Source organism: Streptomyces erythrochromogenes (genome assembly GCF_040684695.1).
Classification (GTDB): Bacteria; Actinomycetota; Actinomycetes; order Streptomycetales; family Streptomycetaceae; genus Streptomyces; species Streptomyces erythrochromogenes_C.
The window spans coordinates 352,925-379,219 of the sequence record NZ_JBFBGM010000003.1 but is presented as its reverse complement, the minus strand read 5'-3'; the positions used below and the strand labels follow the sequence as shown (position 1 = coordinate 379,219).

24 protein-coding genes are annotated in these 26,295 nt (G+C 72.2%); 21 read left to right on the top strand and 3 right to left on the bottom strand.

Going from position 1 to position 26,295, the window contains the following annotated elements; all coding sequences use genetic code 11:
* Window positions 1-582, top strand: a 582-nt coding sequence (locus AB0O53_RS08880; RefSeq protein ID WP_494517991.1) for a phosphohexomutase domain-containing protein, incomplete at its 5' end; no start/stop codon positions are given.
* Between the two features lie 46 nt (window positions 583-628).
* Here the strand turns inward: AB0O53_RS08880 and AB0O53_RS08875 are convergent.
* Window positions 629-1,849 carry an IS701 family transposase gene (locus tag AB0O53_RS08875; RefSeq protein WP_435886625.1) on the bottom strand — a complete coding sequence of 407 codons (1,221 nt, stop codon included), beginning with the start codon at window positions 1,847-1,849 and terminating at the stop codon, window positions 629-631.
* A 308-nt stretch (window positions 1,850-2,157) separates the two neighbouring features.
* On the opposite strand from AB0O53_RS08875, the gene AB0O53_RS08870 reads away from it, so the two are divergent.
* The 11 genes from AB0O53_RS08870 to AB0O53_RS08820 all read left to right on the top strand — a co-directional run bounded on the left by AB0O53_RS08870 (window position 2,158) and on the right by AB0O53_RS08820 (window position 15,397).
* Entirely contained in the window at window positions 2,158-2,742 is a 585-nt protein-coding gene (locus AB0O53_RS08870) for a TetR family transcriptional regulator (protein WP_359129932.1), read from the top strand.
* Window positions 2,743-2,799: 57 nt separating this feature from the next.
* Window positions 2,800-3,708 carry a UTP--glucose-1-phosphate uridylyltransferase GalU gene (gene galU, locus AB0O53_RS08865; RefSeq protein WP_365194157.1) on the top strand — a complete coding sequence of 303 codons (909 nt, stop codon included), beginning with the start codon at window positions 2,800-2,802 and terminating at the stop codon, window positions 3,706-3,708.
* 192 nt (window positions 3,709-3,900) lie between these two features.
* Complete coding sequence (locus tag AB0O53_RS08860) at window positions 3,901-4,878, top strand: ParB/RepB/Spo0J family partition protein (RefSeq protein ID WP_350990856.1); 978 nt, start codon at window positions 3,901-3,903, stop codon at window positions 4,876-4,878.
* 77 nt (window positions 4,879-4,955) lie between these two features.
* Entirely contained in the window at window positions 4,956-6,380 is a 1,425-nt protein-coding gene (locus AB0O53_RS08855; RefSeq protein ID WP_365194154.1) for an MFS transporter, read from the top strand.
* Window positions 6,381-6,515: 135 nt separating this feature from the next.
* Window positions 6,516-7,301, top strand: coding sequence for an SDR family NAD(P)-dependent oxidoreductase (locus tag AB0O53_RS08850; RefSeq protein ID WP_350990860.1), 786 nt, complete (start codon window positions 6,516-6,518; stop codon window positions 7,299-7,301).
* Between the two features lie 8 nt (window positions 7,302-7,309).
* A complete protein-coding gene (locus tag AB0O53_RS08845) occupies window positions 7,310-8,617 on the top strand; it encodes an MFS transporter (protein ID WP_350990862.1) in 1,308 nt (435 codons plus the stop codon).
* A gap of 4 nt (window positions 8,618-8,621) precedes the next feature.
* On the top strand, window positions 8,622-10,307 hold the full coding sequence (locus tag AB0O53_RS08840) for an FAD-binding oxidoreductase (RefSeq protein WP_350990864.1): 1,686 nt from the start codon (window positions 8,622-8,624) through the stop codon (window positions 10,305-10,307).
* A gap of 384 nt (window positions 10,308-10,691) precedes the next feature.
* On the top strand, window positions 10,692-11,888 hold the full coding sequence (gene wecB, locus AB0O53_RS08835; RefSeq protein WP_350990866.1) for a non-hydrolyzing UDP-N-acetylglucosamine 2-epimerase: 1,197 nt from the start codon (window positions 10,692-10,694) through the stop codon (window positions 11,886-11,888).
* 84 nt (window positions 11,889-11,972) lie between these two features.
* A complete protein-coding gene (locus AB0O53_RS08830) occupies window positions 11,973-12,755 on the top strand; it encodes a hypothetical protein (protein WP_350990868.1) in 783 nt (260 codons plus the stop codon).
* On the top strand, window positions 12,752-13,999 hold the full coding sequence (locus AB0O53_RS08825; RefSeq protein WP_365194149.1) for an FG-GAP repeat domain-containing protein: 1,248 nt from the start codon (window positions 12,752-12,754) through the stop codon (window positions 13,997-13,999). The genes AB0O53_RS08830 and AB0O53_RS08825 overlap by 4 nt, the downstream gene beginning before the upstream one ends.
* Window positions 14,000-14,173: 174 nt before the next feature.
* The gene (locus AB0O53_RS08820) at window positions 14,174-15,397 is read left to right on the top strand and encodes an acyltransferase family protein (protein ID WP_365194147.1); all 1,224 of its coding nucleotides are present in this window, start codon (window positions 14,174-14,176) and stop codon (window positions 15,395-15,397) included.
* 65 nt (window positions 15,398-15,462) lie between these two features.
* Here AB0O53_RS08820 and AB0O53_RS08815 read toward each other — a convergent pair whose 3' ends face one another.
* Window positions 15,463-16,383: a helix-turn-helix transcriptional regulator gene (locus AB0O53_RS08815; RefSeq protein WP_350990873.1), complete on the bottom strand. Its 921-nt coding sequence runs from the start codon at window positions 16,381-16,383 to the stop codon at window positions 15,463-15,465.
* A gap of 166 nt (window positions 16,384-16,549) precedes the next feature.
* Here AB0O53_RS08815 and AB0O53_RS08810 point away from each other — a divergent pair, with 166 nt between their 5' ends.
* The 8 genes from AB0O53_RS08810 to AB0O53_RS08775 all read left to right on the top strand — a co-directional run bounded on the left by AB0O53_RS08810 (window position 16,550) and on the right by AB0O53_RS08775 (window position 23,836).
* The gene (locus AB0O53_RS08810) at window positions 16,550-17,965 is read left to right on the top strand and encodes an MFS transporter (RefSeq protein WP_350990874.1); all 1,416 of its coding nucleotides are present in this window, start codon (window positions 16,550-16,552) and stop codon (window positions 17,963-17,965) included.
* A gap of 72 nt (window positions 17,966-18,037) precedes the next feature.
* On the top strand, window positions 18,038-18,907 hold the full coding sequence (locus tag AB0O53_RS08805) for an alpha/beta hydrolase fold domain-containing protein (RefSeq protein ID WP_365194145.1): 870 nt from the start codon (window positions 18,038-18,040) through the stop codon (window positions 18,905-18,907).
* Window positions 18,908-18,956: 49 nt separating this feature from the next.
* Window positions 18,957-19,475: a hypothetical protein gene (locus tag AB0O53_RS08800; RefSeq protein WP_365194143.1), complete on the top strand. Its 519-nt coding sequence runs from the start codon at window positions 18,957-18,959 to the stop codon at window positions 19,473-19,475.
* Between the two features lie 13 nt (window positions 19,476-19,488).
* Complete coding sequence (locus tag AB0O53_RS08795) at window positions 19,489-20,454, top strand: LLM class flavin-dependent oxidoreductase (RefSeq protein ID WP_350990878.1); 966 nt, start codon at window positions 19,489-19,491, stop codon at window positions 20,452-20,454.
* A 128-nt stretch (window positions 20,455-20,582) separates the two neighbouring features.
* A complete protein-coding gene (locus tag AB0O53_RS08790) occupies window positions 20,583-21,320 on the top strand; it encodes a tyrosine-protein phosphatase (protein WP_350990880.1) in 738 nt (245 codons plus the stop codon).
* A gap of 127 nt (window positions 21,321-21,447) precedes the next feature.
* Entirely contained in the window at window positions 21,448-22,392 is a 945-nt protein-coding gene (locus tag AB0O53_RS08785; protein ID WP_350990882.1) for a hypothetical protein, read from the top strand.
* An 18-nt stretch (window positions 22,393-22,410) separates the two neighbouring features.
* Window positions 22,411-23,034: a hypothetical protein gene (locus tag AB0O53_RS08780; protein WP_365194140.1), complete on the top strand. Its 624-nt coding sequence runs from the start codon at window positions 22,411-22,413 to the stop codon at window positions 23,032-23,034.
* The gene (locus AB0O53_RS08775) at window positions 23,015-23,836 is read left to right on the top strand and encodes an inositol monophosphatase family protein (protein WP_350990886.1); all 822 of its coding nucleotides are present in this window, start codon (window positions 23,015-23,017) and stop codon (window positions 23,834-23,836) included. Before AB0O53_RS08780 ends, AB0O53_RS08775 begins: the two co-directional genes overlap by 20 nt.
* A 90-nt stretch (window positions 23,837-23,926) precedes the next feature.
* Here the strand turns inward: AB0O53_RS08775 and AB0O53_RS08770 are convergent, their stop codons facing one another.
* The gene (locus AB0O53_RS08770) at window positions 23,927-25,171 is read right to left on the bottom strand and encodes an FAD-dependent oxidoreductase (RefSeq protein WP_365194137.1); all 1,245 of its coding nucleotides are present in this window, start codon (window positions 25,169-25,171) and stop codon (window positions 23,927-23,929) included.
* A 99-nt stretch (window positions 25,172-25,270) separates the two neighbouring features.
* Between AB0O53_RS08770 and AB0O53_RS08765 the strand changes: the two genes are divergently transcribed.
* Complete coding sequence (locus tag AB0O53_RS08765; protein WP_365194134.1) at window positions 25,271-26,275, top strand: helix-turn-helix transcriptional regulator; 1,005 nt, start codon at window positions 25,271-25,273, stop codon at window positions 26,273-26,275.
* Window positions 26,276-26,295 lie beyond the last annotated feature (20 nt).

Genomic DNA, 26,295 nt, shown 5'->3' with positions numbered 1-26,295 from the left:
TCGGCGATCACGGCTCTGGTGGCGTCGCGTGAGCTGGCCCGCAACGGCGGGTCGGGCACGGTGATCCACAACCTGATCACGTCCTGGTCGGTGCCGGAGGTGGTGCGGGAGAACGGCGGGACGCCGGTGCGGACCCGGGTGGGTCATTCCTTCATCAAGGAGGAGATGGCGAGGACGGGTGCGATCTTCGGTGGTGAGCACTCGGCGCACTACTACTTCAAGGACTTCTGGAACGCGGACACCGGGATGCTGGCGGCGTTGCACGTGCTGGCGGCGCTGGGTGGTCAGGACGGTCCGCTCTCGGAGCTGGTGGCTTCCTACGACCGGTACGAGGGTTCGGGCGAGATCAACTCGACCGTGGCGGACCAGGCGGGGCGTCTGGCGGCGGTGAAGGAGACCTTCGGCGGCCGTGAGGGTGTGAGCCTGGACGAGCTGGACGGTCTGACGGTCACGGGTGCCGACTGGTGGTTCAACGTGCGAGCGTCGAACACCGAGCCGCTGCTGCGCCTGAACGTGGAGGCGCGTGACGCGGACACCCTGGCCCGGGTCCGCGACGAGGCCCTCGCCCTCATCCGCGCCTGACCAGCCGGGCGGACCCGCGCTCTCGGGCGCGGGATCCGCCCGGCCGCTACGCCGACGGCGCGTAGCGCTCCCGCAGCGCCGGCAGGCCCTTGTACGCGTACGCGGCCGACATCAAGGTCATGTGGTGGTGCCAGCCGGGGAAGGAACGCCCCTCGAAGTCGAGGAGCCCGAAGTCGTCGGCCAGGACCCCCAGCGTGGCGGCGGCCCGGCCCGACTGCCGGACCAGCCGCAGCAGGTCGTCCATCCGGTGGCGGCTCATGTTGGTGAGCCAGACCGCGCCGCCGGCGCCCCGCGCCCCCGGACCGGGGCGCCGTTCGCCGAACAGGCGGTACGTCTGCTGCGCGCCCGGGGCCGCCAGGTCGGCGCCCGGTACCCGGACCAGGGCCGACTGGATGCGCAGCGGATGTGGCTGTGGATGCTGCTGCGGGCGCCCGGCGGGGCCGGTGAGCGGCGCCGCGTACGGATGGCTCGTGTTGCCCCGCCGCGCGAGGTCGCCGGCGGAGGTGGCGTGCGCCGGCGTCCGAGTCGGTCCGGTCCCGTGGCCCGGCCCGGCCGCGCAGACCGCGAGGGTGGGCGGGACGGACACCAGGAAGTCGTGGCCGCGCCGGCCGAGCATGCCGATCAGCGTGGCGGCCGCGCCGAGGCGGCTGAGGTCGGCGACCACGGGGGCGCGTACGGACGAGGTGCGGGCGGCGATCGAGTCGACCAGCTCCAGGACCAGTGACTCCGCGCTCTGGTGCGCCACGTCGGGGGAGATTCGCGCCCGGCGGCGCAGGGCGGGGTCCACCGACCAGGACTCGGGAAGCACCAGCCGCCAGTCGACGGGCACGCTCATGCCGTCCAGAGAGAGGAAGAGACCGTAGCCGAACTGGCAGTTGACGATGCGTCCGGCGACGGGATCGAAGCGGCGGTGCACGCCGACCGAGTGCTCACCGCGCTTGGGGAAGCAGACCTGTCCGACGGTCCAGGCGTGCACCGGGTGGCGTTCCTCCACCCAGCGGAGCAGCTCGGCGCGGGCCGGATCCCACTCCCAGGGACTCGCGTTGATGAACTGCTGCAGGGACTGGGACGCGGTGGGTGACGCGGTCACGGAAGCCGCGAGCCTGCGGACGGACTTCTTGCCCGGGGTGGTGAGCAGGCCCTGGAGGTAGACCCGGGCCCATCTGCGCTGGTCGGCCCTCGGTAAGTGGCCGAAGAGGCGTTCTGTGAAGTCGTCCAGGGCGGTGCCGCCGGCAGCCGGGGCTCTGGTCCTCATGTGCGCCGTCATCTGTCGTCTCCCTTCCGGTGCGGACATCGGTGTGCGCCATGACAGCCAAGAGAATACAGAACGTTCGTTTTGTTTTCCAGCTAAAGTATGGCGTCCCCGCGGCGACTTGGGCACGTTGGAGGTACGGCGCCGCCCGCCCCCGGCGCGGGCGGCACGGGACGGCGGGGCATGGTCGCTTCTTCGTCAAGTAGCCGTTGTGCGCGGTCGGCACCGGGGTGACGCTGGAGGTCGTCCCCGTGCCGGGCGCGGGGTGAGTGAGGAACGAACCGGATGGCAGTGGTAGTGCAGTGGTGAAGCAAGAGCGCGGCGTGCGCACCCGTAATCATCTGATCTCGGTGGCCGCCGCCGAATTCGATCGCAATGGATACGAGGGGACGTCGCTTTCCCGGCTGAGCAGATCGGCCGGTATTTCGATCGGAGCCGTCACCTTTCACTTCTCGGCGAAGGGTGAACTGGCCTCCGCCGTGGAGGATTCCGGCCGGGCCGCCACCCGGAGGGTGGTCGAGTGCGTGACGGCCCGCGGCGGGCCGGCGCTGGACACCGTCTCCTCGCTCGTCCTGGCCCTCGGCCGGCTCATCGAGACCGACGCGGCCGTGCGCGCCGCGGCCCGGCTCACCCAGGAGCGCGTCGGCGCCGGCCCCGAGTGGTGCGGCTGCTGGCTCCCCGACGTCGAAGAACTGCTGGAACAAGCCGCGGAGGAGGGCCAGCTCCACCCGGAGGTCGACCCCCGCCCGCTCACCCAGCTGACGGGGCACCTGGTCGGCGGCGTGGTCGCGCGGGCCCGCAGGGACCGGGAGGACCGCCCGGGCGCGGTCGTCGGCGAGCTCGGCGAGCTGTGGTGCCTGATCCGGCGGCGCGTCGCGGTCCGCCCGGAAGCGGAAATGCCCAAGTAGGCGAAAAAGCCGAGGAATTCTGGCCTGTGGCGCGAGGCTCCGTCTAGCGTCGGCGGCATGAATTCCACGCCTCCGCAGATAACCAAGGCAGTGATCCCCGCCGCGGGAATGGGAACACGGTTCCTCCCGCTGACGAAGGCCACCCCGAAGGAAATGCTCCCGGTGGTCGACAAGCCCGCCATCCAGTACGTGGTGGAAGAGGCGGTCGCGGCGGGGATGTCCGACATCCTCATGGTCACCGGCCGCAACAAGCGGCCGCTCGAGGACCACTTCGACCGCAACTACGAGCTGGAGGAGGCCCTCCAGCGCCGTGGCGATCAGGACAAACTCAACAGCGTCTGCGCCTCCACCGAACTGGCCGACATCCACTACGTGCGCCAGCGGGACCCCAAGGGCCTCGGGCACGCCGTCCTGTGCGCCGCACCGCACGTCGGCAAGGAGCCCTTCGCCGTCCTCCTCGCCGACGACCTGATCGACCCCAGGGACCCCCTGCTCGCCCGCATGGCCGAGGTGCGCGCCCGGCTCGGCGGCAGCGTCGTGGCCCTCATGGAAGTGGACCCGGACGCCATCCACCTGTACGGATGCGCCGCGGTCGAGCGGTCGTCGGCCGGCGGGGACGGCGTGCGCATCACCGAGCTGGTGGAGAAGCCGGAGCCCGGCACCGCCCCCAGCAACCTCGCGATCATCGGCCGCTACCTCCTCGATCCCGAGATCTTCGAGGTGCTGCACAACACGAGCCCCGGGCGCGGCGGGGAGATCCAGCTCACGGACGCCCTGCGGACCCTGGTGCGGGCCGGACGCCCCGTGCACGGCGTGGTCTTCTCCGGTCGCCGCTACGACACGGGGGACCGCGCCGAGTACCTGCGCGCGACGGTCCGCCTCGCCTGCGAACGCGAGGATCTCGGCCCCGATTTCCTTTCCTGGCTGCGGGAGTTCGTGCGCGCCGAGGAGCTCGCCCCGGTCTGAACCGCCGCCCGGTGGGCGACCGGGGAACTTCCGCGGTCGCCCACCTGACCGGCTCCGACTCCGCCAACTTGCCGAAATCTCACAGGGGTTCGGTCCCCGAGTAGGTTACCGAACGGTAATTACGTAATTTCTTCTCCGGGCCCGGCGAACCGCGCGGTGCCCAGGCAGCGAGTGCACGAAGGGAGGTGAACCATGGACGACTCCAACGCAGGACACTCGGCCGGCCGGACCCCTCACGCCGCCGCCGAGGTGCCGGTCGGTGCACTGCTCGCCGCGGATTCCCCCCGCAGCGTGCCCGTGGACGAGAGCCACGCACAGGCCCTCGCGAGCTCCGGCCGGACACTGCCGCCGCTGCTCGTGCACCGTCCCACGATGCGGATCATCGACGGGACGCACCGTTTGCGGGCGGCCGTGCTGAGGGGTCGCGAGACCGTCGGCGTGACGTACTTCGACGGCAGTGCCGAGGACGCGTTCGTCCTCTCGGTCGAGGCCAACATCAGCCACGGACTCCCGCTGACCCAGGCGGAACGTACCGCCGCGGCGTTGCGCATCCTGCGGTCCCACCCGGACTGGTCCGACCGCGGGATCGCCGGGCGGACCGGGCTCGCGGCCAAGACCGTCGCGGCGCTGCGCCGCCGGGAGGTGCCGGAGCGCGAACCGCCGGGCCGCCTCGGCCGGGACGGGCGCGTCCGGCCGGCCGATCCGGCCCGTGGCCGGGAGGCCGCGGCCCGACTGCTCGCGGGCCGGCCCACCGCCTCCCTGCGGCAGATCGCACGGGAGGCGGGCATCGCGCCCTCGACCGTGCGGGACGTACGCCGCCGGATCGGCGAGGGCGAGGACCCCGTACCGGCGGGACAGCGGCGCTCCGGCGTCCCGCCGTCCCCGCCGGCCCGGTCGGCGGACCGGGGACGGGCCCGCGGGCAGCCGCTGCCCGCGCTGGTCACCGGCCTCTGCAAGGACCCCCTGCTCAGACTCAGCGAGGCGGGCAGGCTGCTGCTGCGCATGCTCGACCTCCAGGTGAGCGCCCTGCGCCAGCGGGAGCGGATCATCGCCGCGGTGCCCCCGTACCGCGCGGAGACCGCTGCCGCCGCTGCCGCGCAGTGCGCCCGCGACTGGCAGGAACTGTCGGAGGAACTGGGCCGCCGCGCCTCGGCGGAGGCCCGCCCCTGAGCGGCCCTCCACCCCCCATCTCGGCCTTCCCCGCTGGAAGGCCCCGTTCATGTGTGTGTCGGAAAGGAAGTCTGGCGATGTCGGTTGTCGAGGGTGCGCGGGTTGATTCGGGTGCGGGGGAGGTGCCGGCCAGTTTGGACGGGCGTTTGAAGCTCGTGCTGGTGGTGCTGCTGGTGGCGCAGTTCATGCTGGCGGTGGATTTCTCGATTCTGAACGTGGCGTTGCCGGTGATCGGTGACGGGCTCGGTTTCTCGTTGTCGAACCTGCAGTGGATCGCGACGTCGTTCGCGTTGTGTGCTGCTGGTTTCACGTTGCTGTTCGGTCGGGTCGCGGACCTGTTCGGCCGGCGGCGGCTGTTCCTGGTGGGCCTGGCCGTACTGGGCCTGTCCTCGCTCGTGGGCGGTCTGGCGACGTCGCCGGAGATGCTGATCGCGGCGCGGGTCTTCCAGGGCCTCGCGACCGCGGCGGTGACGCCGGCCGGTCTGTCCCTGCTCACCACCTCCTTCCCCGAGGGTCCGCTCCGTGAGAAGGCCCTCGGCCTGAACGGTGCGCTGATGTCGGCGGGGTTCACGACGGGCGCGATCCTGGGCGGTGTCCTGACGGATCTGCTGTCGTGGCGGTGGGCGTTCTTCATCAACGTTCCCGTGGCCCTCGCGGTCCTGTTCATCGCTCCGACGGTGATCAAGGAGTCGCGTCCGGATGTGCGTCCGAAGCTGGATGTTCCGGGTGCGACGGCGGTGACGCTGGGTCTGCTGGCGCTGATCTACGGGTTGACGCAGGCGGGTGAGCACGGTTGGGGTGCGCCGTCGGCGCTGGGCTGGCTGGCCGCGGGTGTCGTGCTGCTGATCGCCTTCTATGCCATCGAGTCGAAGTCGACCGCCCCGCTGGTGCCGGTATCGGTGCTGAAGAAGCGGACGGTGGCGTGGGGGAACATCGCGGGTCTGATCGCGTTCCTGACGGAGACCAGTCTGGTGTTCCTGATGACGCTGTACCTCCAGGAGGTGCTGGACTTCTCGCCGCTGACGGCGGGTCTGTCGTTCGGTGTCCTCGGCATCGGCACGGTGATCGGTGGTTCGATCGCCCCGAAGGTGATCGGTGCGGTGGGTACGCGGTCGACGCTGATCATCGGTGGTGTGCTGCAGGCCGTGGCGACGTTGAGCCTGGTGGCGCTGGGTGAGACGTCGGCGTCGATGTGGCTGCTGCTGATCGCGACGTTCGCCGGTGGTGTCGGCAACATGCTCGTGATCGTCGGGTTTATGGTGACTGCGACGACGGGTCTGCCGGACCACGAGCAGGGCATGGCGACGGGTCTGGCGACGATGACGCAGCAGATCGGCATCACGATGGGCACGCCGATCATGTCCGCGGTCGCCGCCGCCCACACCGACATCCACGCCGGCATCACCACCGCGGTCATCGTCAACACCGCCATCGTGGTCCTCGGCATCCTCACCACCGTCCTCTTCCTCAAGAACAAGGCCGGGCAGACCGCCGCCGGCTGACCGACTCCGACCGAGGACCCCCCTGGAAGCGGCCCGGCACGGCCGCCCCCGCCCGTGCCGGGCCGCTTCCCCCCTCTCCCCGCCAGGTCGCCGTCCCCCTCCCTTCCCAAGGTCTCCTCTTTCTCAAGGAACGTGATGGACCTCCACATCGAAGACCGCGTGTACCTCGTCACCGGCGCGTCGTCCGGCATCGGAGCGGCGACCGTCCGCCTGCTCGCCGCCGAAGGCGCCACCGTCGTCGGCGTGGCCCGTAAGCCCTGGAGCCCGGAAGGGCCCGGTGACCGGGTCAGCACCCTGACCGCCGACCTCACCGACCCCGCCGCGGCCCGGCAGGTCGCCGAAGCCGTGGCCGCCCGTCACGGCCGGCTCGACGGACTCGTCAACAACGTCGGCGCACTGGAATCCCGTACCGGCTTCCTCGACGTGACCGACGAGCAGTGGAAGCACACCTTCGACGTCAACTTCCACTCCACCGTCCGCATGACCCGCGCGGCCCTGCCCGCGCTCCTGGAATCGGGAGCCGGATCCGTCGTCCACGTGGCGAGCGAGGCCGCCCGCTTCCCGGAGCCCGGCATCGTCGACTACGCGTCGGCCAAGACGGCGCTGCTGTCCCTCTCCAAGTCCCTCGCCGCGGAGTTCGGCGCGCGGGCCGTGCGCTCGAACGTGGTCTCCCCGGGGCCCACCCGGACCGCGCTCTTCGACGCACCCGGAGGCTTCGCCGAGCAGCTCGGCGAGCGGTTCGGGCTGCCCGCGGACGAGGCCGTCGACCACTTCATCCGCGAGGTCCGCCGACTGCCCAGCGGCCGCATCGGTACTCCCGAGGACGCCGCCGGCGTCATCGCGTACCTGCTGTCGCCCCTGGCGGGCCAGGTCACCGGCGCCGAGTGGAGCGTCGACGGCGGCGCCCTGCGGCAGATCTGACCGGGCCGATGCGTGCTTCCCTGCTCGCCCTCGCGGTCGGCGCCTTCGGGATCGGGACGACCGAGTTCGTCATCGTCGGCCTGCTCCCCGAGGTGGCCGACGACCTGTCCGTGTCCATACCCTCCGCCGGCATGCTGGTCACCGGATACGCCCTGGGCGTGGTCGTCGGCGCACCGCTGATGACCGCGGCCGGTGCCCGGCTTCCCCGCAAGACCATGCTTGTCGTGCTCATGGCGATCTTTATCGCGGGCAACCTGCTCTGCGCCCTCGCCGGGGACTACGCGGCCCTCATGGGCGGGCGGCTGATCGCGGCCCTCACCCACGGCGCGTTCTTCGGGATCGGCTCCGTCGTCGCCGCCGACCTCGTGGCTCCCGACCGGCGGGCCAGCGCCATCGCCCTGATGTTCACGGGTCTCACGCTGGCCAATGTGCTCGGCGTGCCCCTGGGTACCTTCCTGGGCCAGGAGTTCGGCTGGCGCTCGACCTTCTGGGCGGTCACCGGCATCGGGATCGTCGGACTGCTCGCCCTCGTCACGCTGGTCCCGGCGCAGCCCGCGCCGCAGCGCGGCGCCCTGCGCGGAGAGCTCGCCGTCTTCCGCAGGCCGCAGGTGTGGCTGGCCCTGACCACGACGGTCCTCGGCTTCGGCGGCGTCTTCGCCTCCTTCACCTATCTCGCTCCGATGATGACGGAACTGGCCGGCTTCTCCGACGGCGCGGTCGCCTGGCTCCTCGTCCTCTTCGGCGTCGGGCTGTGCGTGGGCAACGTACTCGGCGGCCGGGCCGCCGACCGGTCCCTCATGCCCAGCCTGTACCTGATCCTCGGCGGCCTCAGCCTGGTGCTGGTGGTCTTCACCTTCACCTCGCGGGCCGCGCTGCCCGCCGCGGTCACCCTGGCCGCCTTCGGAGCGATCGGCTTCGCCACGGTGCCGCCCCTCCAGGCCCGCGTGATGCAGCAGGCGGCCGGGGCCCCGGCCCTCGCCTCCGCGGCGAACATCGCGGCCTTCAACCTCGGCAACGCCCTCGGCGCCTGGCTCGGCGGCCTCGCCGTCGCCCACGGCCTGGGTTGGACCTCGCCGACCTGGATCGGCGCCGGGCTCGCCGCCGCCGGCCTCGGCACCGCGGCCCTCTCCGGCCACCTGGACCGCAGGAACGGCCGCAGGCCGCGCCCGCTCCCGGCCGAACCTCTCCCCTCCGAACCGCTCCCCTCCGAACCGTTCGCCTCCGAACCGTTCGCCCCCGCACGCCTTCCCGCGCAGCACCCCTCCGCCGGTGCCGGGCACGGCACCCACCCCATCGTCGAACAGAAGTCGAGGTAGCCCCATGAACGGTGTCGATCGCCGGACCATGCTCACCCGCAGCGCGGCCGTCGTCGGAGGCGCGGCGGTGGCCGGCGCGCTCGCCGGCCCCGCGGCAGCGGCCACGGATCCCGCCGCCTCCGCCGCGCCCGGCGCGGCCGCCGGAACCGGAGCCGTCGTACGCCCGGGCGACCCGCGCTACGAGATGCTCACCACCGGCAACAACCAGCGCTTCGTCGCACGCCCCGACTACGTCAAGATGGTCCGCTCGACCGCGGACGCCGAACGGGCCCTGAGAGACGCCGTCCGGGCCGGAAAGCGGGTCTCCGTGCGCAGCGGCGGCCACTGCTTCGCCGACTTCGCAGCCCACCCCGAGACCGAGGTCATCATCGACTTCTCGGAGATGACGCACGTCGGCTACGACCCCGCGCGCCGCGCCTTCGTCGTCGAGGCGGGCGCCCGCCTGATCAACGTGTACGAGGCCCTCTACAAGGGCTGGGGCGTCACCATACCCGGCGGCATCTGCTACAGCGTCGGAGCCGGCGGGCACATCGTCGGCGGCGGCTACGGGCTCCTCTCCCGCGCCCACGGCCTGGTCGTCGACCACCTCTACGCCGTGGAGGTCGTCGTCACCGACGGCCGGGGCGGCGTCCGCACCGTCGTCGCCACCCGGGAGAAGAACGACCCCCACCGCGACCTGTGGTGGGCGCACACCGGCGGCGGGGGCGGCAACTTCGGCCTGGTGACCCGCTACTGGTTCCGCTCCCCGGGCGCGAAGGGCTCCGTACCCTCCGAGCAGCTGATATCGCCGCCGTCGAAGGTCCTCGTCAGCGCCCTCGACTTCCCCTGGGAACAGCTGACGGAGGCGAAGTTCACCCGCCTCCTGAAGAACTTCGGTGCCTGGCACGCCGCCCACAGCGCACCCGACAGCCCCTACCGCAACCTGTCCAGCCTGTTCAACGTCAGCTCCAAGGCCCACGGCAGCGTCGGCATGTTCACCCAGGTCGACGCGACCGTGCCGAACGCGCGGAGGCTCCTCGACGACTACGTGGCGGCCATCACCGCCGGTACGGGAATCACCCCCAAGGCGCTGACCCGCGCCACCGGCGAGCTGCCCGCCATGCCGCAGTTCGCCGAGCCCAGGACACTGCCCTGGCTCCAGGCGACCCGGCTCGTCGGCACCAACAACCCGACCATCACCAACCCCACCTCACGCGGCGCGCACAAGTCCGCGTACATGCGCAAGAACTTCACCGACCACCAGATCTCGGCGCTCTACCGGTACATGAGCCGGCCCGACTTCAAGAACCCCGACACCATGCTGGTGCTGTTCTCCTTCGGCGGCCAGGTCAACGCCGTCGCGCCCGACGCGACGGCCAACGCTCAGCGGTCGTCCATCTTCAAGATGTGCTTCCAGACCTTCTGGCAGGAGGAGAGCGAGGACGCCTTCTACCTGGGCTGGCTGCGCGACCTCTACGAGGACTTCTTCTCGGCGACCGGCGGCGTGCCCCTGATCGACGACAGCACCGACGGCTGCTACATCAACTACCCCGACCGCGACATCACCGACCCGCGCCGCAACCGCTCCGGCGTGCCGTGGCAGACCCTCTACTACAAGGACAACTACCCGCGCCTGCAGCAGGTCAAGAAGCGCTACGACCCGTCCGACTTCTTCCGCCACTCCATGTCGATCAAGCCTGCCCGAGGCTGATCCCGGACGGATGACGGCCGGCGGGCCACCGCCGGCGGTCCGGCGTCCCCCACGCGACCCTGCCCGCGGTCCCGCGACCGTCATCCCTGCTCAGAGGCCCCGCACTCCCTTCCCCGGAGTGCGGGGCCTCTGGCGTTCCCGGCCAACTGTTCGAGTGGCCGCGGGGGTTCGTTGACTGTCCGGGCGGCTCCGGGAAAGCTGATTCCAGGCCGGAAGAGGGCAGCCGAAAAGGGCCCCTCGCAGAGCGATCCGATCCCCTGGCCGCACCCTCGCACCCCGTCCGCGGGCACACCCCCGGGCACCCCCGCGGCACCGCCGTGCCGCACCCCTTCCCCCGCCATGCCACGGCCCGATTCCCAACGCGCCACGAAGAAAGAGGAAGCCATGCGTTCCGTCGCCGTAGTCCTCGGCACCCGGCCGGAAGCCATCAAGTTCGCGCCGGTCATCCGTGCCCTCCAGGACGACCCGCGCTTCGAGCCCGTCGTGATCTCCACCGGACAGCACCGCCAGATGCTGGACGAGACCCTCGACGACTTCGGCCTCACCGCCGACGTCGACCTGAAGGTGATGGCCCCCAAGCAGACCCTCTCCCAGGTCACCTACCGCTCGCTGCGCGGCCTGGAGGACTACTTCGCGGCCTCGCCCGCCGACGCGGTCCTGGTCCACGGGGACACCGCCACCACCCTCACCGGCGCCCTGGCCGGATTCCACCTGCGGATCCCCGTCGTCCACGTCGAGGCCGGCCTGCGCAGCGGCCGGCTCGGCTCGCCCTTCCCCGAGGAGGGCAACAGACGGCTCGTCGCGCAGGTCGCCGCCCTCCACCTGGCGCCCACCCCCGGCAACCTGGCGAACCTGCTGCGCGAGGGCATCGCCGCCGACACCGTCACCGTCACCGGCAACACCGTCATCGACGCCCTGCGCTGGGCCAGCGGCCGCGCGGAGAGCTACGGCGACCCGGCCCTGGCCGACCTCGACAGCGACCCGCGGCAGGTCGTCCTGGCCTCCGCGCACCGCCGCGAGGCCTGGCCGCACCTGCCGCAGATCGGCCGGGCCCTCGCCCGCATCGCCGACGAGCCCGGTGTCCGCGTCGTCGTACCGCTCCACCGCAACCCCGTCGTCCGGGAGGCGCTCCTGCCGCACATCGGCAGCCACCCGGGGATCACCGTCACCGACCCGCTGCCCTACCTCAGCTTCTGCAAGCTCATGGGCCGCGCCGACATCATCGTCTCGGACAGCAGCGGCAGCCAGGAGGAGGGCCCCGCCCTCGGCAAGCCCACGCTCGTCCTCGGCGACGTCACCGAGCGCTCCGAGGCCATCGTCGCCGGCACCGCCTGCCTCGTCGGCACGGCCACCGAGGGCATCGTCGCCCACACCCTGGAGCTGCTGCGCGACCGGGCCGCCTACGACCGGATGGCCAACGCCGCCAACCCGTACGGCGACGGCCGGGCCACCGAGCGCACCGTCGCCGCCCTCGCCCACTTCTTCGGCCTGGGCCCCGCCCCCGAACCCTTCGTCCCCGACGACGCCGTCGACGAGCTCAGCGTCGAGCTCGCCCGCACGGCCGACTTCGCCCGCACCTGAGCCCGAGCCCGTGCCCGGGCCCGCACCGCGCCCCCGCACCGCGCCCCCGCACCGCGCGCCCGCACCCGACCGAGAGGAGCACGCATGAGCGCCACCCCGTCCGCCGTCGAACGCCCCCTGAACTTCAGCACCCCGTACCTGAGGGCCGACCTCGTGCGCGACGCCGTGGACTACACCGTCGAAGGCCGCACCATCGTCGTCAACCCCGGCGTGACGCCCGTGACCATCGCGGAGGAACCCCGCAAGACCATCCCCCCGCTCTCCTCCACCGTCCTCGCCGACACCCGCATCGAGAAGGCCGACGCGCTCCTCCTGCTGCGCTCCGCCCCCGACGGCACGGACGTCACCGGCATCACCGACGAGCCCGGCTGGTCCCATCTCGCCGACCTCCTCGGCCCGGGCGAGTTCCCCCGCGAGACCGCGCTCCACCGCAGCCCGCAGGACGACATCAACACCGTCCTGTTCGACCCGGCCCACGTCCTCGGCGAGCGCGAGAGCGCCACGGACCTGCGCGAGTTCAACGTCCGCGCCAACCTCTGGTTCTCGCCCGCCGGCACCGACTGCGCCGTCCACAACAGCCACGACTTCATCGAGGTCCACACCCAGGTCCACGGCCTCGGCCGGATGCAGCGCTTCCGGGACCGCGACCACGCCACGCTCTACCAGGACGTCCTGATGAGCCCCGGCTACACCACCCCGGACCCGTTCTGCGCCACCGGTCCCCAGTGCACCTACCACTACCCCTGGCACCAGTACCGGGCCGACACCGACTGCATCTGGCTCGCCATCGAGTACCACCCCGTACCCCGCGCGCTGCGCACCCTCTTCCCCGTGACCACCCCGAACCCCCTGGAGAAGCACTCGTGACCACCACCGGCAGCAGCAGCGAAAAGGCCCTGCGCGTACCGAAGTTCACCGCCGAGGTCGTCGCCGACCAGCTCCGCGACGGCTACTGGCTGGAAGCCCCGGACATCAACGGCGACGGCAAGCCCGACCTCTTCGGCTACGGCCTCCGGCTCGGCGAGATCTACTGGTACGCCAACGACGGGGACTGGACCCGCCGCCTGATAGCCGACCGGATCAAGATGCCCGTCGGTGCCGACTACGCCGACGTCACCGGCAACGGCCACCCCGACGTGATCGTCTGCTACGACCTCTACGGCCCGATCGGCACGATCCACGACGCCAACACCGAGGGCGGCAAGATCGACTGGCTGGAGAACCCGGGCACCCCCGACAAGGACGAGTCCCGCTGGAAGCGCCACTACGTCGGCCGCGCCACCGGCATGCACCGCCTGCGCGCCGGCCACTTCACCCGCACCGACCGGCTCCAGATCATCGGCCTCCCCATCGTCGCCAAGGAGGACGTCCACGCCGTACTGCCCGTCGTGCTGTTCACCCAGCCCGACGACGTGCACACGGCGGAGGAGTGGGAGATGACCGTCGTCGACGACAGCCACTTCCGGATGATCCACGGAGCAGAGAAGAAGAAGGGCCTGATCCCCGGCTCCGACCTGGAGTCCCTGCTGCTGGCCTCCGACGAGGGCGTCACCTGGCTCCACTACGACGAGGCCCGCCAGGAGTGGATCCGGGAGCTGATCGGCACGGGCGAGCTCACCCAGTTCGAGCAGACCGGCTTCCGCGGCAGCGGCGACCTCAACGCCGGCCGTCTCGGCGACGACCCGATGGCCTACGTCGCCGCCATCGAGCCCTTCCACGGCAACACGGTGGCCGTCTACACCAAGTCCGGCGACGGCCCCGGCTGGAACCGCGTCCTGCTCGACGTGTACGGCGACCCCAACGAGAACGGCGAGGGCCCCGGCCACCAGATCGTCTGTGCCGACTTCGACGGCGACGGCGACGACGAGTTCCTCGTGGCGCTGCGCGGCCCGTGGCCCTGGCAGGGAGTCATGTACTACAAGGCCATCGACGCCGCCAACGGCATCTGGGCCAAGTGGCGCGTCTCCGACGAGTCCGTGGCCCGCATCGCCACCGCCGACTTCAACGGCGACGGCCGCCTGGACTTCGCCACCATCGCGTACTCCGTGCAGAACTACTACGTGGCCAAGGACGCCAAGCTCATGCTCCACCGCAACCAGATCGAGCAGTAGGGGCACCCCGCACCCGCACCCCGCGCTCCGAGCCCCCGACGGGCAGTCCCGCCTTCCGCGACGCCCCTGCGCGCGCCGCCCGGGACCGTGCCCCCCGCCACCCGGCGGACCACGGCCCCGGGGGCCGTCCCTCACGAAACCTCTTCCGCACCTCTTCCGAAAGAGCGATTCCCTGTGGCCTCCACGACGTCCTCCGACGCCGCGAAGCGGGCGAAGCTGCCCTCACTGACCGGTCTGCGGTTCTTCGCCGCGCTCTCCGTCTTCTTCTTCCACTCGTCCCTGACCGACTCCCCGATCCCGCCCAACGCCCCCATCAACCCCTTCGCCGACGCCGGGATCGCGGACTGGTACTCCACCGCCTTCGGCAAGGCCGGCTACCTGGGCGTCTCCTTCTTCTTCGTCCTCTCCGGCTTCGTCCTCGCCTGGGCCGCCAAGCCGGGCGAACCCGTCACCGCGTTCCTCCGCCGCCGACTGCTGAAGATCTTCCCCAACCACCTCGTCGTCTTCGCCGCCGCGATGGTCCTCTTCGCCGGATCGGCCGTCACCGGCGTCGCCGACTGGCTGCCGAACCTCCTGCTCATCCACACCTGGTGGCCGCAGCCCACCGTCAACCTCAGCGTCAACCCGCCCAGCTGGTCCCTCGGCAGCGAGCTGCTCTTCTACATGCTCTTCCCCGCGCTCATCGTCCCGATCCGCAAGCTCCGCGGCCGGACCGCGCTGTGGGGCTGGAGCGCCGCGATGGTCGCCGGGATGGTCGCCGTCCAGCTCATCGCCACCTACTTCGTCCCCGACACCCCGAAGTCCACCATCACACCCATCTCCGGAATGCAGTTCTGGTTCGGCTACCTGCTGCCCGCCGGCCGCCTCTTCGAGTTCGTCCTCGGCATCCTGCTCGCCCGCATCGTCCTCGCGGGACTGTGGCCGCGCCGCGTCGGATTCGGCGTCTCACTGGCCCTGACCGTCCTCGGCTACGCCGCCGCGCTCGTCGCCCCGTTCCAGTACGGGTTCGTCGTCGCCACGATCATCCCGGTCGCCGCCCTCATCGGTGCCACCGCCCACGCCGACGTCCAGGGCCGCGAGACCTTCCTGCGCAGCCGCCCCATGGTCTGGCTCGGCGAGGTCTCCTTCGGCTTCTACCTCGTCCAGGGCGTCACGATCTTCTACCTGCGCTCGCTGCTGGGCGAGCACACCTACAGCGTTCCCGTAGCCCTGCTGGTGATCGCCGGCTTCTTCGCCGCCTCGCTGCTCGGCGGCTGGCTCCTCTTCCGCTTCGTCGAGATGCCCGCGATGCGCCGCTTCGGCCGCGCCAGGCCCCGTACGCCGTCGCTCCCGGCCCCGGCCGCGGCCCATGAGCCGTCCGGGGACCGGACCCCGGTCAGCGCGGCCGCCCGCGACTGACCCGTCCGGCCTCCGGCCTGCGCCTCAACCGCCCCGCGCCTCAACCGCCCTGCGCCTCAACCGCCCTACCGCTCACCGCCCGCGTCGGCATCAGCCGGCGCGGGCTCCGGCGTACCCCGGCCCGTACCCGCCGCCGCCCCGGCGGTCAGGCTCGACAGCATGCGCAGCGCCGCGTCGGAAGGGGAGGACTCGGGGGCGCTGTAGAGCAGCATCCGGTGGTTGGTGCCATCGGTGAGGTGCAGGTTCTCGAAGTCCAGGGTCAGCGCGCCCACCACCGGATGGTGCAGGGTCTTCGTGCCGACCGTGCAGTCCCGTACCGGGTGCTTCGACCACAGCGAGGCGAAGTCCGGGCTCTGCAGCATGAGCGAGCCGATCAGCTCGGCCAGCGCGCGGTCCTCGGGGTTGCGTCCCGCGACCAGGCGCAGCGCCGCCAGCGCGACCCGGGCCTCGCTCTTCCAGTCGGTGTACAGCTCACGGGTGTGCGGGTCCAGGAACAGCATCCGCGTGAGGTTCGGGCGTACGGCGGGATCCTCGGGGCTCGCGAAGTCCAGGTGCCCGGCGAGCAGGGCGTGCCCCAGCGGGTTCCAGGCGAGCACGTTGTTGCGGCCGTCCAGCACGACGGCGGGGACCTGCGGCATCGCGCCGATCAGCCGGCGCGTGGTGTCGCGGGCGTACTCGGGGCGGGGCGAGGAGGCCCGCTTGGCGCGCGGCGGCCGGGCCAGGTTGTGCAGGTGCGCGTGCTCGTCCGGGGTCAGGCGCAGGGCGCGGGCCAGGGCGTCGAGGACGCTGTCCGAGGCGTTCGTGCTCTGCCCCTGCTCCAGGTGCGTGTAGTACGTGATGCTCACGCCGGCCAGCAGGGCGAGCTCCTCGCGCCGCAGCCCGGGCACGCGCCGGCGGGTGCCGTGGGACGGGAGCCCGACGTCCTCGGGCTGGAGCTGGGCGCGACGGGTGCGGAGGAACTCTCCGAGAGCGGTCGGTGTGTCCATGCCCTCCAGTGTGCCGGGGGAGGGCGCCGGGCGCCGCCCCGGAAGGTGGCCCTGGGAGTGCTAGCTTGCGCGGCGCCAGCACAACCAGGAGGCTGGGTAAGCCCTTCCGACCGGTCCAGAGTCGATGACGCAACACACCGTTGCGTGATCGAGAGGAAGTCTGGCGATGTCGGTTGTCGAGGGTGCGCGGGTTGATTCGGGTGCGGGGGAGGTGCCGGCCCGTTTGGACGGGCGTTTGAAGCTCGTGCTGGTGGTGCTGCTGGTGGCGCAGTTCATGCTGGCGGTGGATTTCTCGATTCTGAACGTGGCGTTGCCGGTGATCGGTGACGGGCTCGGTTTCTCGTTGTCGAATCTGCAGTGGATCGCGACGTCGTTCGCGTTGTGTGCTGCTGGTTTCACGTTGCTGTTCGGTCGGGTCGCGGACCTGTTCGGCCGGCGGCGGCTGTTCCTGGTGGGCCTCGCCGTACTGGGCCTGTCGTCCCTGGCAGGAGGCCTGGCCAACAGCCCGGAGATGCTGATCGTCGCCCGCGTCTTCCAGGGCCTCGCGACGGCCGCCGTCACCCCGGCGGGCCTGTCCCTGCTCACCACCTCCTTCCCCGAAGGGCCGCTGCGCCAGAAGGCGTTGGGTCTCAACGGCGCGCTGATGTCGGCGGGGTTCACGACGGGCGCGATCCTGGGCGGAGTGCTCACGGATCTGCTGTCCTGGCGGTGGGCGTTCTTCATCAACGTCCCCGTCGCCCTGGCCGTACTGCTGATCGCCCCCACCGTGATCAAGGAGTCCCGTCCCACGACGCGTCCGAAGCTGGATGTTCCGGGTGCGACGGCGGTGACGCTGGGTCTGCTGGCGCTGATCTACGGGTTGACGCAGGCGGGTGAGCACGGTTGGGGTGCGCCGTCGGCGCTGGGCTGGCTGGCCGCGGGCGTGGTGCTGCTGATCGCCTTCTATGCGATCGAGTCGAAGAGCTCGGCCCCGCTGGTGCCGGTCAGCGTGCTCAAGAAGAAGACCGTGGCGTGGGGGAACATCGCGGGTCTGATCGCGTTTCTGACGGAGACCAGTCTGGTGTTCCTGATGACGCTGTATCTGCAGGAGGTGCTGGACTTCTCGCCGCTGACGGCGGGTCTGTCGTTCGGTGTGCTGGGTATCGGCACGGTGATCGGTGGTTCGATCGCTCCGCGGGTGATCGGTGCGGTGGGTACGCGGTCGACGCTGATCATCGGTGGTGTGCTGCAGGCCGTGGCGACGTTGAGCCTGGTGGCGCTGGGTGAGACGTCGGCGTCGATGTGGCTGCTGCTGATCGCGACGTTCGCCGGTGGTGTCGGCAACATGCTCGTGATCGTCGGGTTCATGGTGACCGCGACCACCGGCCTTCCCGACCACGAGCAGGGCATGGCAACGGGTCTGGCGACGATGACGCAGCAGATCGGCATCACGATGGGCACGCCCATCATGTCCGCGGTCGCCGCCGCCCACACCGACATCCACGCCGGCATCACCACCGCCGTCATCGTCAACACCGCCATCGTGGTCCTCGGCATCCTCACCACCGTCCTCTTCCTCCGCACCAAGCAGCCCGGCAACTAAGGCAACTCCGCCTTGTGACAGACCTGCCGAGGCGGCGAACGTTGGCCCCAGGCACGGAGGGAAGGAACCCCGATGGCAACACCCACCCACTCGGCCGCCGGACAGAGCCGTGCCCAGGTCCGCTGGGAGCACGCGAGCATCCCCTCCCCGTCCGGCCCCGTCCCCGCCCGGGTCTACCGGCCGGCCGCATCCGCACCGCAGGGCTGGCTGGTCTGGGCCCACGGCGGCAGCTGGCGCGCCGGATCGGCCCAGGACTGGCACGGCCCCACCGCCGAACTGGCCCGGACCTCCGGCTTCGCCGTCGCCAGCGTCGACTACCGGCTGGTCCCCGAGGTACGCCACCCGGCCATGGTCGAGGACGTACTGGCGGCGCTCGCCTGGGCCCGGGAGCAGGCCGGGGGACGGGCCGGGGAACCCCTGCCCGTCGCGGTCGGCGGAGACAGCGCCGGAGGCACCCTCGCCGCCTGCGCCGCCCTCGCCTGCCGCGACCGCGGCCTCCCGCTGGCCGCCCAGCTGCTCGCCTACCCGCCGCTGGACCCCGGCTGCACGGCGGCCTCGTACCACCGCTTCCCGGACATGTTCCCCACCGCCGCCTACCTGACGGCGGCCTGGCAGGACTACCGGGAATCGGGTCGGCCCGCCGCCGCCGACGGCACCCGGCTCCACAGCACCCCCTTCGAGGCGGCCGACCTGCGCGGCGTGGCACGGGCCGTCCTGGCCACCGGCGACCTCGACCCCGTCAGCGACGACGTACACCGATACGCCCGCCTGCTGCACACGGCCGGAGTGGAGGTCACCCTGCGCGAGTTCGGGCAGACCGGCCACGGGGCGTTCCTCCAGCCCGGCCGCCCCACGGGCGCCGCGTCCGAGACGGCCTCGCTGCGCGGCTGGCTGGGCGTGGCCCTGCGCCTGCTCACCTCACCGGCCCGCCCCGGCGCCTGAGGCGCCCTCACCTCCCCGTCCTTCACCTCACCTCCCCCATGGAGCCGACATGAGCCCCGACACCCCCAACCTCGACGCCCTGCTCCGGCACTTCGCCGACCTCCGCGACGGCCACCACGGCGGCGCCGTCACCCGTCCCGACAAGGAGGAGCACTTCCGCACCGCCGCCCGCCTCCTCGACCCGTACGCCCGCCAGGCCCTCACGGAGCTCAACGACGAACTCCTCCTCGGGCAGGGCGTGGTCGACGGCAGCGGGGTGCAACGCGGCGACGACGGAAGCCTCTTCCACGCCTGGACCCTCTGGTGGGACGAGCAGTCGACCGCCGACATCCCCCCGGTGACCCTCTACGCCCACTACGGCGCGGGCTTCCACCACCCCCACCTGCGCGGCGCCACGGTCTCCGAATGGCCGCTCAACGTCTTCGACGACGAGCAGGCCGCCCGCGAACTCCCCACGATGCGCGCCATCGCCGCCGCCGACCTGCACAACCTCGTCTTCGAACGGGACTTCAGGATCGTCCCGGCGACCGTGGCGGGCGCCACCGGCCTCCCCGCCCACCAGCACTGAAAGGCCGTCCCTGATGACGAACCCGCGACTGTCCGTACTGGACCAGACCCCCGTCGGCGAGGACCACACCGCGGACCAGGCACTGCGCGCCTCCGTGGACCTGGCCCGGGCCGCCGAGGACCTCGGGTACACCCGCTACTGGGTCGCCGAGCACCACGGCTCCCCGGGCTTCGCGAGCAGCGCCCCGGAGATCCTCGCGGGAGCCCTGCTCGCCCGCACCTCGCGCATGCGGATCGGCACCGGCGGGGTGCTGCTGCCCCGCTACGACCCGGCGAAGGTCGCCGAGGTCTTCGGGGTCCTCGCCTCCCTCCACCCGGGCCGCGTCGACCTCGGCATCGGCCGGGCCGGCGGCCCCGCACGGGACTTCCCGCAGCGGCTCGCGGACCTGCGGACGCTGCTCGGCGCGGGCGGCGTCGTACCGCACCCGCCCGTCCCGCCGCAGATGTGGCTGCTGGGCGCGGGGCGCGAGTCGGCGCGCCTGGCCGGCCTGCTGGGCACCGACTTCGCGTTCGGTCACTTCTTCTCCCCGGCCGGCGGACCGGAGGCGTTCGACGACTACCGCTCCCAGTTCCGCAGGACCACCGGCCGGCCCGCGGGCGGTGCCCTCGCGGTACGCGTGGTCACGGCCGACAGCGCCGGCCGCGCCGAGGAGCTGGCCCAGAGCCTGCTGCTGTGGCGTGCCCGCAAGGACCTCGGCCAGGACGCGCCGCTCCCGTCGTACGAGACGACGCGCCGCCACCGCTGGACGGGCGCGGAGCTGGAGCGGGCCAAGGTACACCGCGCGGCCCTCGTCTCCGGGGCACCCGAGCAGGTGCACGCCGTACTGACGGGGCTCGTCGCCACCCACGGGGTGGACGAGCTGATCGTCAACACCCTCACGGCCGACCCGTCCGACCGGCGGCGCTCCTACGAACTGCTGGCCGAGGCCTTCGACCTCCCGGCGCACCGCACGGAAGTGCCGGTGCCGGCCGCCCGTTAGGCCGTGCCCCGCGGATCCCGCCGTGCCCGCGACGCCCCTCAACGGGCGCCGCGGGCCGGGCCGGATGATCTACGGTGGGGCCCGGGCGGCGTCAGGGAGCGGCGCCGCGGACGAGGGGGAGAGATCCGATGGACCGGCACGTTCCGTTCGAAAAACTGCACAACTTCCGTGACCTGGGAGGCTATCGGGGCGCCGACGGAGCAGCCGTCCGGTGGCGGACCCTGTACCGCGCCGACTCGCTGGGCAAGCTGCGCGGCGCCGACTGGGACAGGTTCGTGGAGCTGGGCATCGGCACCGTGATCGACCTGCGCTACCCGTGGGAGATGGCTGCCAAGGGCCGGGTGCCCGAGGCCGAGCGGTTCCACTACGTCAACCTGAGCATCGAGCACCGGCCCTACGACCAGGCCGAGATCGACCCCGCCATCGACCCCTGGCGCTACCTCGCCGACCGGTTCGCGGAGGTCACCGAGGACGGCGCCGAGGAGATCCGGCAGGTCCTGGAGACGATCGCCGAAGCACCCGGGCCCGCGGTCTTCCACTGCACCTCGGGCAAGGACCGGACCGGGCTGATCGCCGCGTTCGTCCTCACCCTGCTCGGTGTCCCCGAGGAGGAGGTCCTCGCCGACTTCGCGCTCACCGAGCTGGCCACCGAGCGCCTCGCCGCGGACTGGCGGGCCGCCAACCCGGACCGGGTCATGAAGTGGCCGAGCTACGGCCGCGCCCCCGCGGTGGTCATGGAGCTGGTGCTGGCGGACCTCCGGGCCCGTCACGGCTCGGTGCACGGCTACCTCACGGACCGGGTGGGCCTCTCGGACCGGACCGCGGAGCAGCTGCGCGCACGGCTGCTGGTACCCGCCGACGCCTGACGCCCTCGGGGCCGCACGGTGTGAACCGGCGTGCGCGCGTGCGCTGTTGCGCGACGCGAAGTCCCTCTGGTGGCGCCGCCGCAGGATCCCTACCATCGACAGCAGGGGCGGGGGAGGGGGTGCGTTCATGGCGGCGCAGGTCGGGCGGCTGGAGCGCTTCGTGGCCTGGGTGCTGCGCAACGCCGACGTGGTGGTCGCGCTCTGCGTCGCGATGGCGGTCGGCTTCCTCGACATCTTCGGAGACGTCGTCAGCGACGACGTCTCCTCCGGCGCCACCCTCGTCGTCCTCGGCCTCCTCGCGACCGGCTCGATCGTGGAGCGGGTGCGCCGGCCGGCCAGCATCCACGAGGCGCTGAGCGGGACCCGCCAGGCCCTGGAGGACCTCGCCATGGTCCGCTCCCTCTCCGGCAACGAGGTCGGCGAGGCCCTGCGCAAGGCCAGACAGCACACCAACCTCTGGTATTTCAAAGGCGGTACGGGTACCTACCTCAGGGCGGTCACCCTGCCGCTGTGCGTGGCCGCGGCCAAGGAGCAGCGCTCCCAGCTCAACGTGAAGATCGACATCGTCAACCCGGCCGACGAGCGCGCCTGCGCCGCCTACGCCCGGTTCCGGCAGATGTTCGGCGGGCAGCGCCGGGGCGACGACGTGTGGACCACCGACCGGGTCCGCCAGGAGTCGTACGCGACCGTCCTCGCCGCCTGCTGGTACCAGCGCCAGCTGACCACCCTCGAAATCAGCGTGCACCTCTCGTCCGCCGTGCCCACCCTGCGCTTCGACCTCTCCGAGACCTGCCTCGTCATCACCCAGGACGACCGGTCCCGGGTGAACCTGCTGGTGGAGCGCGGGCAACCGCTCTACGACTACTACGTCACCGAGCTGCACCAGAGCCGCGAGCAGGCCACCGTCCTCGATCTGCGGGTCGCGTCGCCCCTCGGCCAGGAACCCACCGTCGACGAAGTGCGCACGCTCTTCGACGACCTGGGGCTCTCGCTGCCGCGCGTCTTCACCGACAGCGACATCGGCACGGTCATCGAGAAGGCCCTGCACGCGGAGGACCCCTACAGGAGGTGAGGCGCTCCGGCGCGTGCCATGGACCATGAGCTCGAAAGGACCCTCGTCCACCTGGAGGAGATCGCTTCCGGGGACCGTGAGTTGCGTGCGGTGCGCCATCCGCTCGGGTTCCTGTGCCTGCCGCTGCTGAGAGAAGGCCCGCGCGGAATCTGCGTACACCTCTTCGAGGCCGACAACCGCGCCGAACCGGACGCCTCGCCCCTGCACGCCCACAGCTGGGAACTGCGCAGCCGGGTGCTCTACGGGCGGGTCGCCAACCTCCCCGTACGCACCCGGGTGGTGCGGGACGGCGAGGAGGGGGCGACCCACCGGGTGTTCGAGGTGCACAGCCGCAGCGACGGCGTCGACGAGATCCGCCCCACGCCCGTGCTGGTGCGCAGCGAGCCGGGTCCCGCCCACATCAGCTCCGGTGGCGAGACGTACACGCTGCCCGCGGGGGAGTTCCACGCGACCGCCCTGGAAGGCCCGGAACCGGCGGCCACCCTGGTCCACGGGCTGTCGGTCCCCGGCCGGCGCGACCTCTCGCTCGGACCGCTCGACGGCCGGCCGCGCCGCACGACCCGCCGGCTGTGCGACAAGGCCCAGACCGTGCGCAGCGTCCACACCGTCCTCAGGAGGCTCGATGCCCAGCAACGGGCCTGATTTCGACCGCGAGCGGCGGATCGCCGTCGCCGCGGCGGAGGAGGCGGGCGGTCTGCTGCGCCGGCGCTTCGGGGCCGCGCACTGCCTGCGGACGAAGGACGAGTACGGGGACGTCCAGGTCGACCTCGACCTCGCCGCCGAAAAGCTCGTACTGGGACGGATCCGGCGGCACTTCCCGGACGACCGGATCCTGTCCGAGGAGGCCGGACTGCTGGACGCGGCGGGCGAGCGCACCTGGCTGGTCGACCCGCTGGACGGCAGCAACAACGTCGCGATCGGCCTGCCCGCCTACGCGGTCGGCATCGGGCTGTGCCTGGCCGGCGTCCCGGTCATGGGCGTGGTGCACGAGCCCGTCACCGGACAGACCTGGCACGCCGTCAGGGGCCACGGAGCACACGGCAGCGCCGGCGCGCTGACGGGGCCCGCGCCCGGGCTGCCGCGCCCCGGACCCGTCGTCGCCTGGACCCAGGGGTACGCCGTGCGGCGCGGGGACGCGACGGCGGTGGCCCTGCGCGGCGCGCTGGAACTCCACTGCCGGCGGGTCCTCCAGCTGTGGGCCCCGCTGCTCGGCTGGAGCCTGCTGGCGCGCGGCACCATCGACGCCTTCGTCGGCTACCGCGCCGAGGGCGTGGACCTGCCGACGGGGGCGCTCCTCGCGGCCGAGGCGGGGGTGGAGCTGCGCACGCTGTCCGGGGCGCCCTTCACCCCCGGCTTCGCCGGGGACGACTCCGGACGCAGCTTCGTCGCCGCGCGCGGCGAGACCCTGGCCCACCTGCTGCGGGAGGTGGGCGCCGTCGCCTGAAGGGGGTGCTCGGCCCCGCGGACCGACGGGACCTGCCGTGAAAGCCGAGCGGATGCGGGGCCGCGGCCGCGCAGCCCCCGCCGGTGCTGGTCACCGATGACGCAGCCGGGCGGCGGCGGCCAGGACCGGGGCGGTCACGGTGGTCGCGGCGGCGCCGAGCGCGGTGTCGGTGGCCAGGATCATCCTGACCGTTCTCATGGCCAGAGAGAGGACCTCGCTGCCGCGCCGGCGCATGCCCGCCTCGAACCGGTACACGGCCTCGGCCGTCGTCATGGCGCCGTCCGTCACACGGCCCAGGTGCCGTAGCAGGGCGGCAGCATCGCGGACGGCCGCGCCGGCGCCCATTCCGGCGGTGGGCGGTGTCGCGTGGACGGCGTCGCCGAGCGCGGTGATACGGCCCGCGGGCCACGGCGCGAGCTCGCAGGCACGGGTCGAGGCGGCATGGAAGCGATACGCGGCCACGCTGCGCGGGTCGGCGCGAGCGATGACTTCGAGCGCGTGCTCGGCCCAACCCCGTTGCCGGAACCGTCCCAGCAGCGCGGCCTGCAACGCGCTGCCACGCAAGGCCCGCAGGGCGTCCGTCATGGGGGATTCGGGGAACATGGCGCCCCAGATGTAGGTGGGACCGGTGGTGACGGACATCCGCAGTTCGGGGGCGTCGAGCACCGCGTTGCCGACCGGGTCGAGGAAGCCGACGTACAGCGCCGCCCCCCGCGGGCCGACCGCCAGCCCCGAACGCGGCCCGAGGCGTCGCCGTTCGGCGGGACTCAGGTCGCTGCGCAGCGTACGGCCGGAGAACCCCATGATCCCCGCCGGGCTGTTCGTGCGGGCTCCCGCCAGGTGCCGGGCGACCAGGGAGTGGGCGCCGTCCGCGCCCACCACCAGGTCCGCCGGGACGGGCGCGCCGTCGGTGAACAGTACGCGGGGCGCTCCGTCGTCGTCGCCCCGGCCCACACCGGACACCGGCCGCCCCAGACGCAGGTCGTCGCCCACCTCCTCGGCCAGCAGCGTGCGCAGAGTGATGCGATCGACGTCGATGCCGCAGTCGTCGCCGAGATCCGGCCCGTGGCCGAGGAGCCGGCCGCGACGGTCCCAGAACGCGTCGCGGTCGCGCAGCCGCAGCGCCGAGGCCGACGCCAGCAGCCGCTGCACGGTTTCCGGAGCCACCAGCTCCCGCAGTGCGGACTGCGCCCGCTCGTCCAGGGTGATGTGGTAACCGCCCGTCGCCGTCACATCGGTGTCCCGGTCGAACACCGTCACCTCGAACCCCCTGCGGCGCAACCCCGCCCCCAGCGCGAGCCCACCGATCCCGCCACCGACCACGACAACACGCATACCCGACCGTCCCCTTCCACTTGCCGTGCACCTCCGAGGAGACCCAACGGTGACACCAGTGGTGGACACCGAATGGCCAGTACCGGGCATGATGGGGCGATGGCGAGCACCTCACGACGGGCACTGCGCCTGCTGTCCCTGCTCGGATCACGCCGCCTGTGGCCACTGCGCGAGCTCGCCACCGCGCTGGAAGTCGGTGAGCGCACCGTCCGCCGTGACATCGAGACGCTGCGCCAACTGGGATACCCGATCACCACCGTCCACGGACCCGATGGCGGTTACCGGCTCGGCGCGGGGCACACCCTCCCCCCGCTGGTGTTCGACCACGATCAGGCCCTTGCGGTCGCGGTGGCCCTGCAGACGGCGCCGGGAACGGTGTTCGGCCTGGAGGACGACGCGGCGCGGGCGTTGATCACCCTCGAACAGGCCATGCCCGCAGCCCTGCGGGAATCGATGAAGTCCCTGCGCCTGACCGCGTTGCGCGACTACTGGCAGTTCCCGGCGCCCCCCGTCGACCCGAGCGTGCTCACCGCCGTGGGGGCAGCCGTGCGCGACCGCCGCGTCATCGTGACCGAGACGCTGCGCGCCGACGGCACACGCCCCGGAATCGGCGACGCCGACTTCCTGCCCGCCCGCCGCATCGAGCCCCACCATCTGGTCGTCTGGGCCGGCCGGTGGTACCTGGTCGCACACGACCCGGGAAACCACCGGTGGGGAGTGCACCGCGTCGACCGGCTCCGCACCCGCCCCACGACCCACCGCTTCGGCCCGCGCCGGCTCCCCCACGACGACCTCGCCCACTTCGTCATGAGCAGTCACGATCGCGGAGATGCCCTCGCCACCTGGGAGTGCGCCGGCAGCGCCCGGCTCGGCCTGCCGGCCGGCGTCGTCGCCCGCTGGGCACCCGGCGGCTCGGTCGTCGAACACCTCGACGCCGAGCACTGCAGACTCACCCTCGGCGCATGGTCCTGGGCCGGCATCGCAGGGATCCTCGCCACCTTCGACACCGAACTCACCGACCTGCAACCGCCCGAACTCGCACGGGCGTGCGCCCGGCTCGCCCACCGGTTGACCGTCGCCGCGGACACCGCGGGAAGGCCGTAGTCGTCTCGCGTGGAACGGTG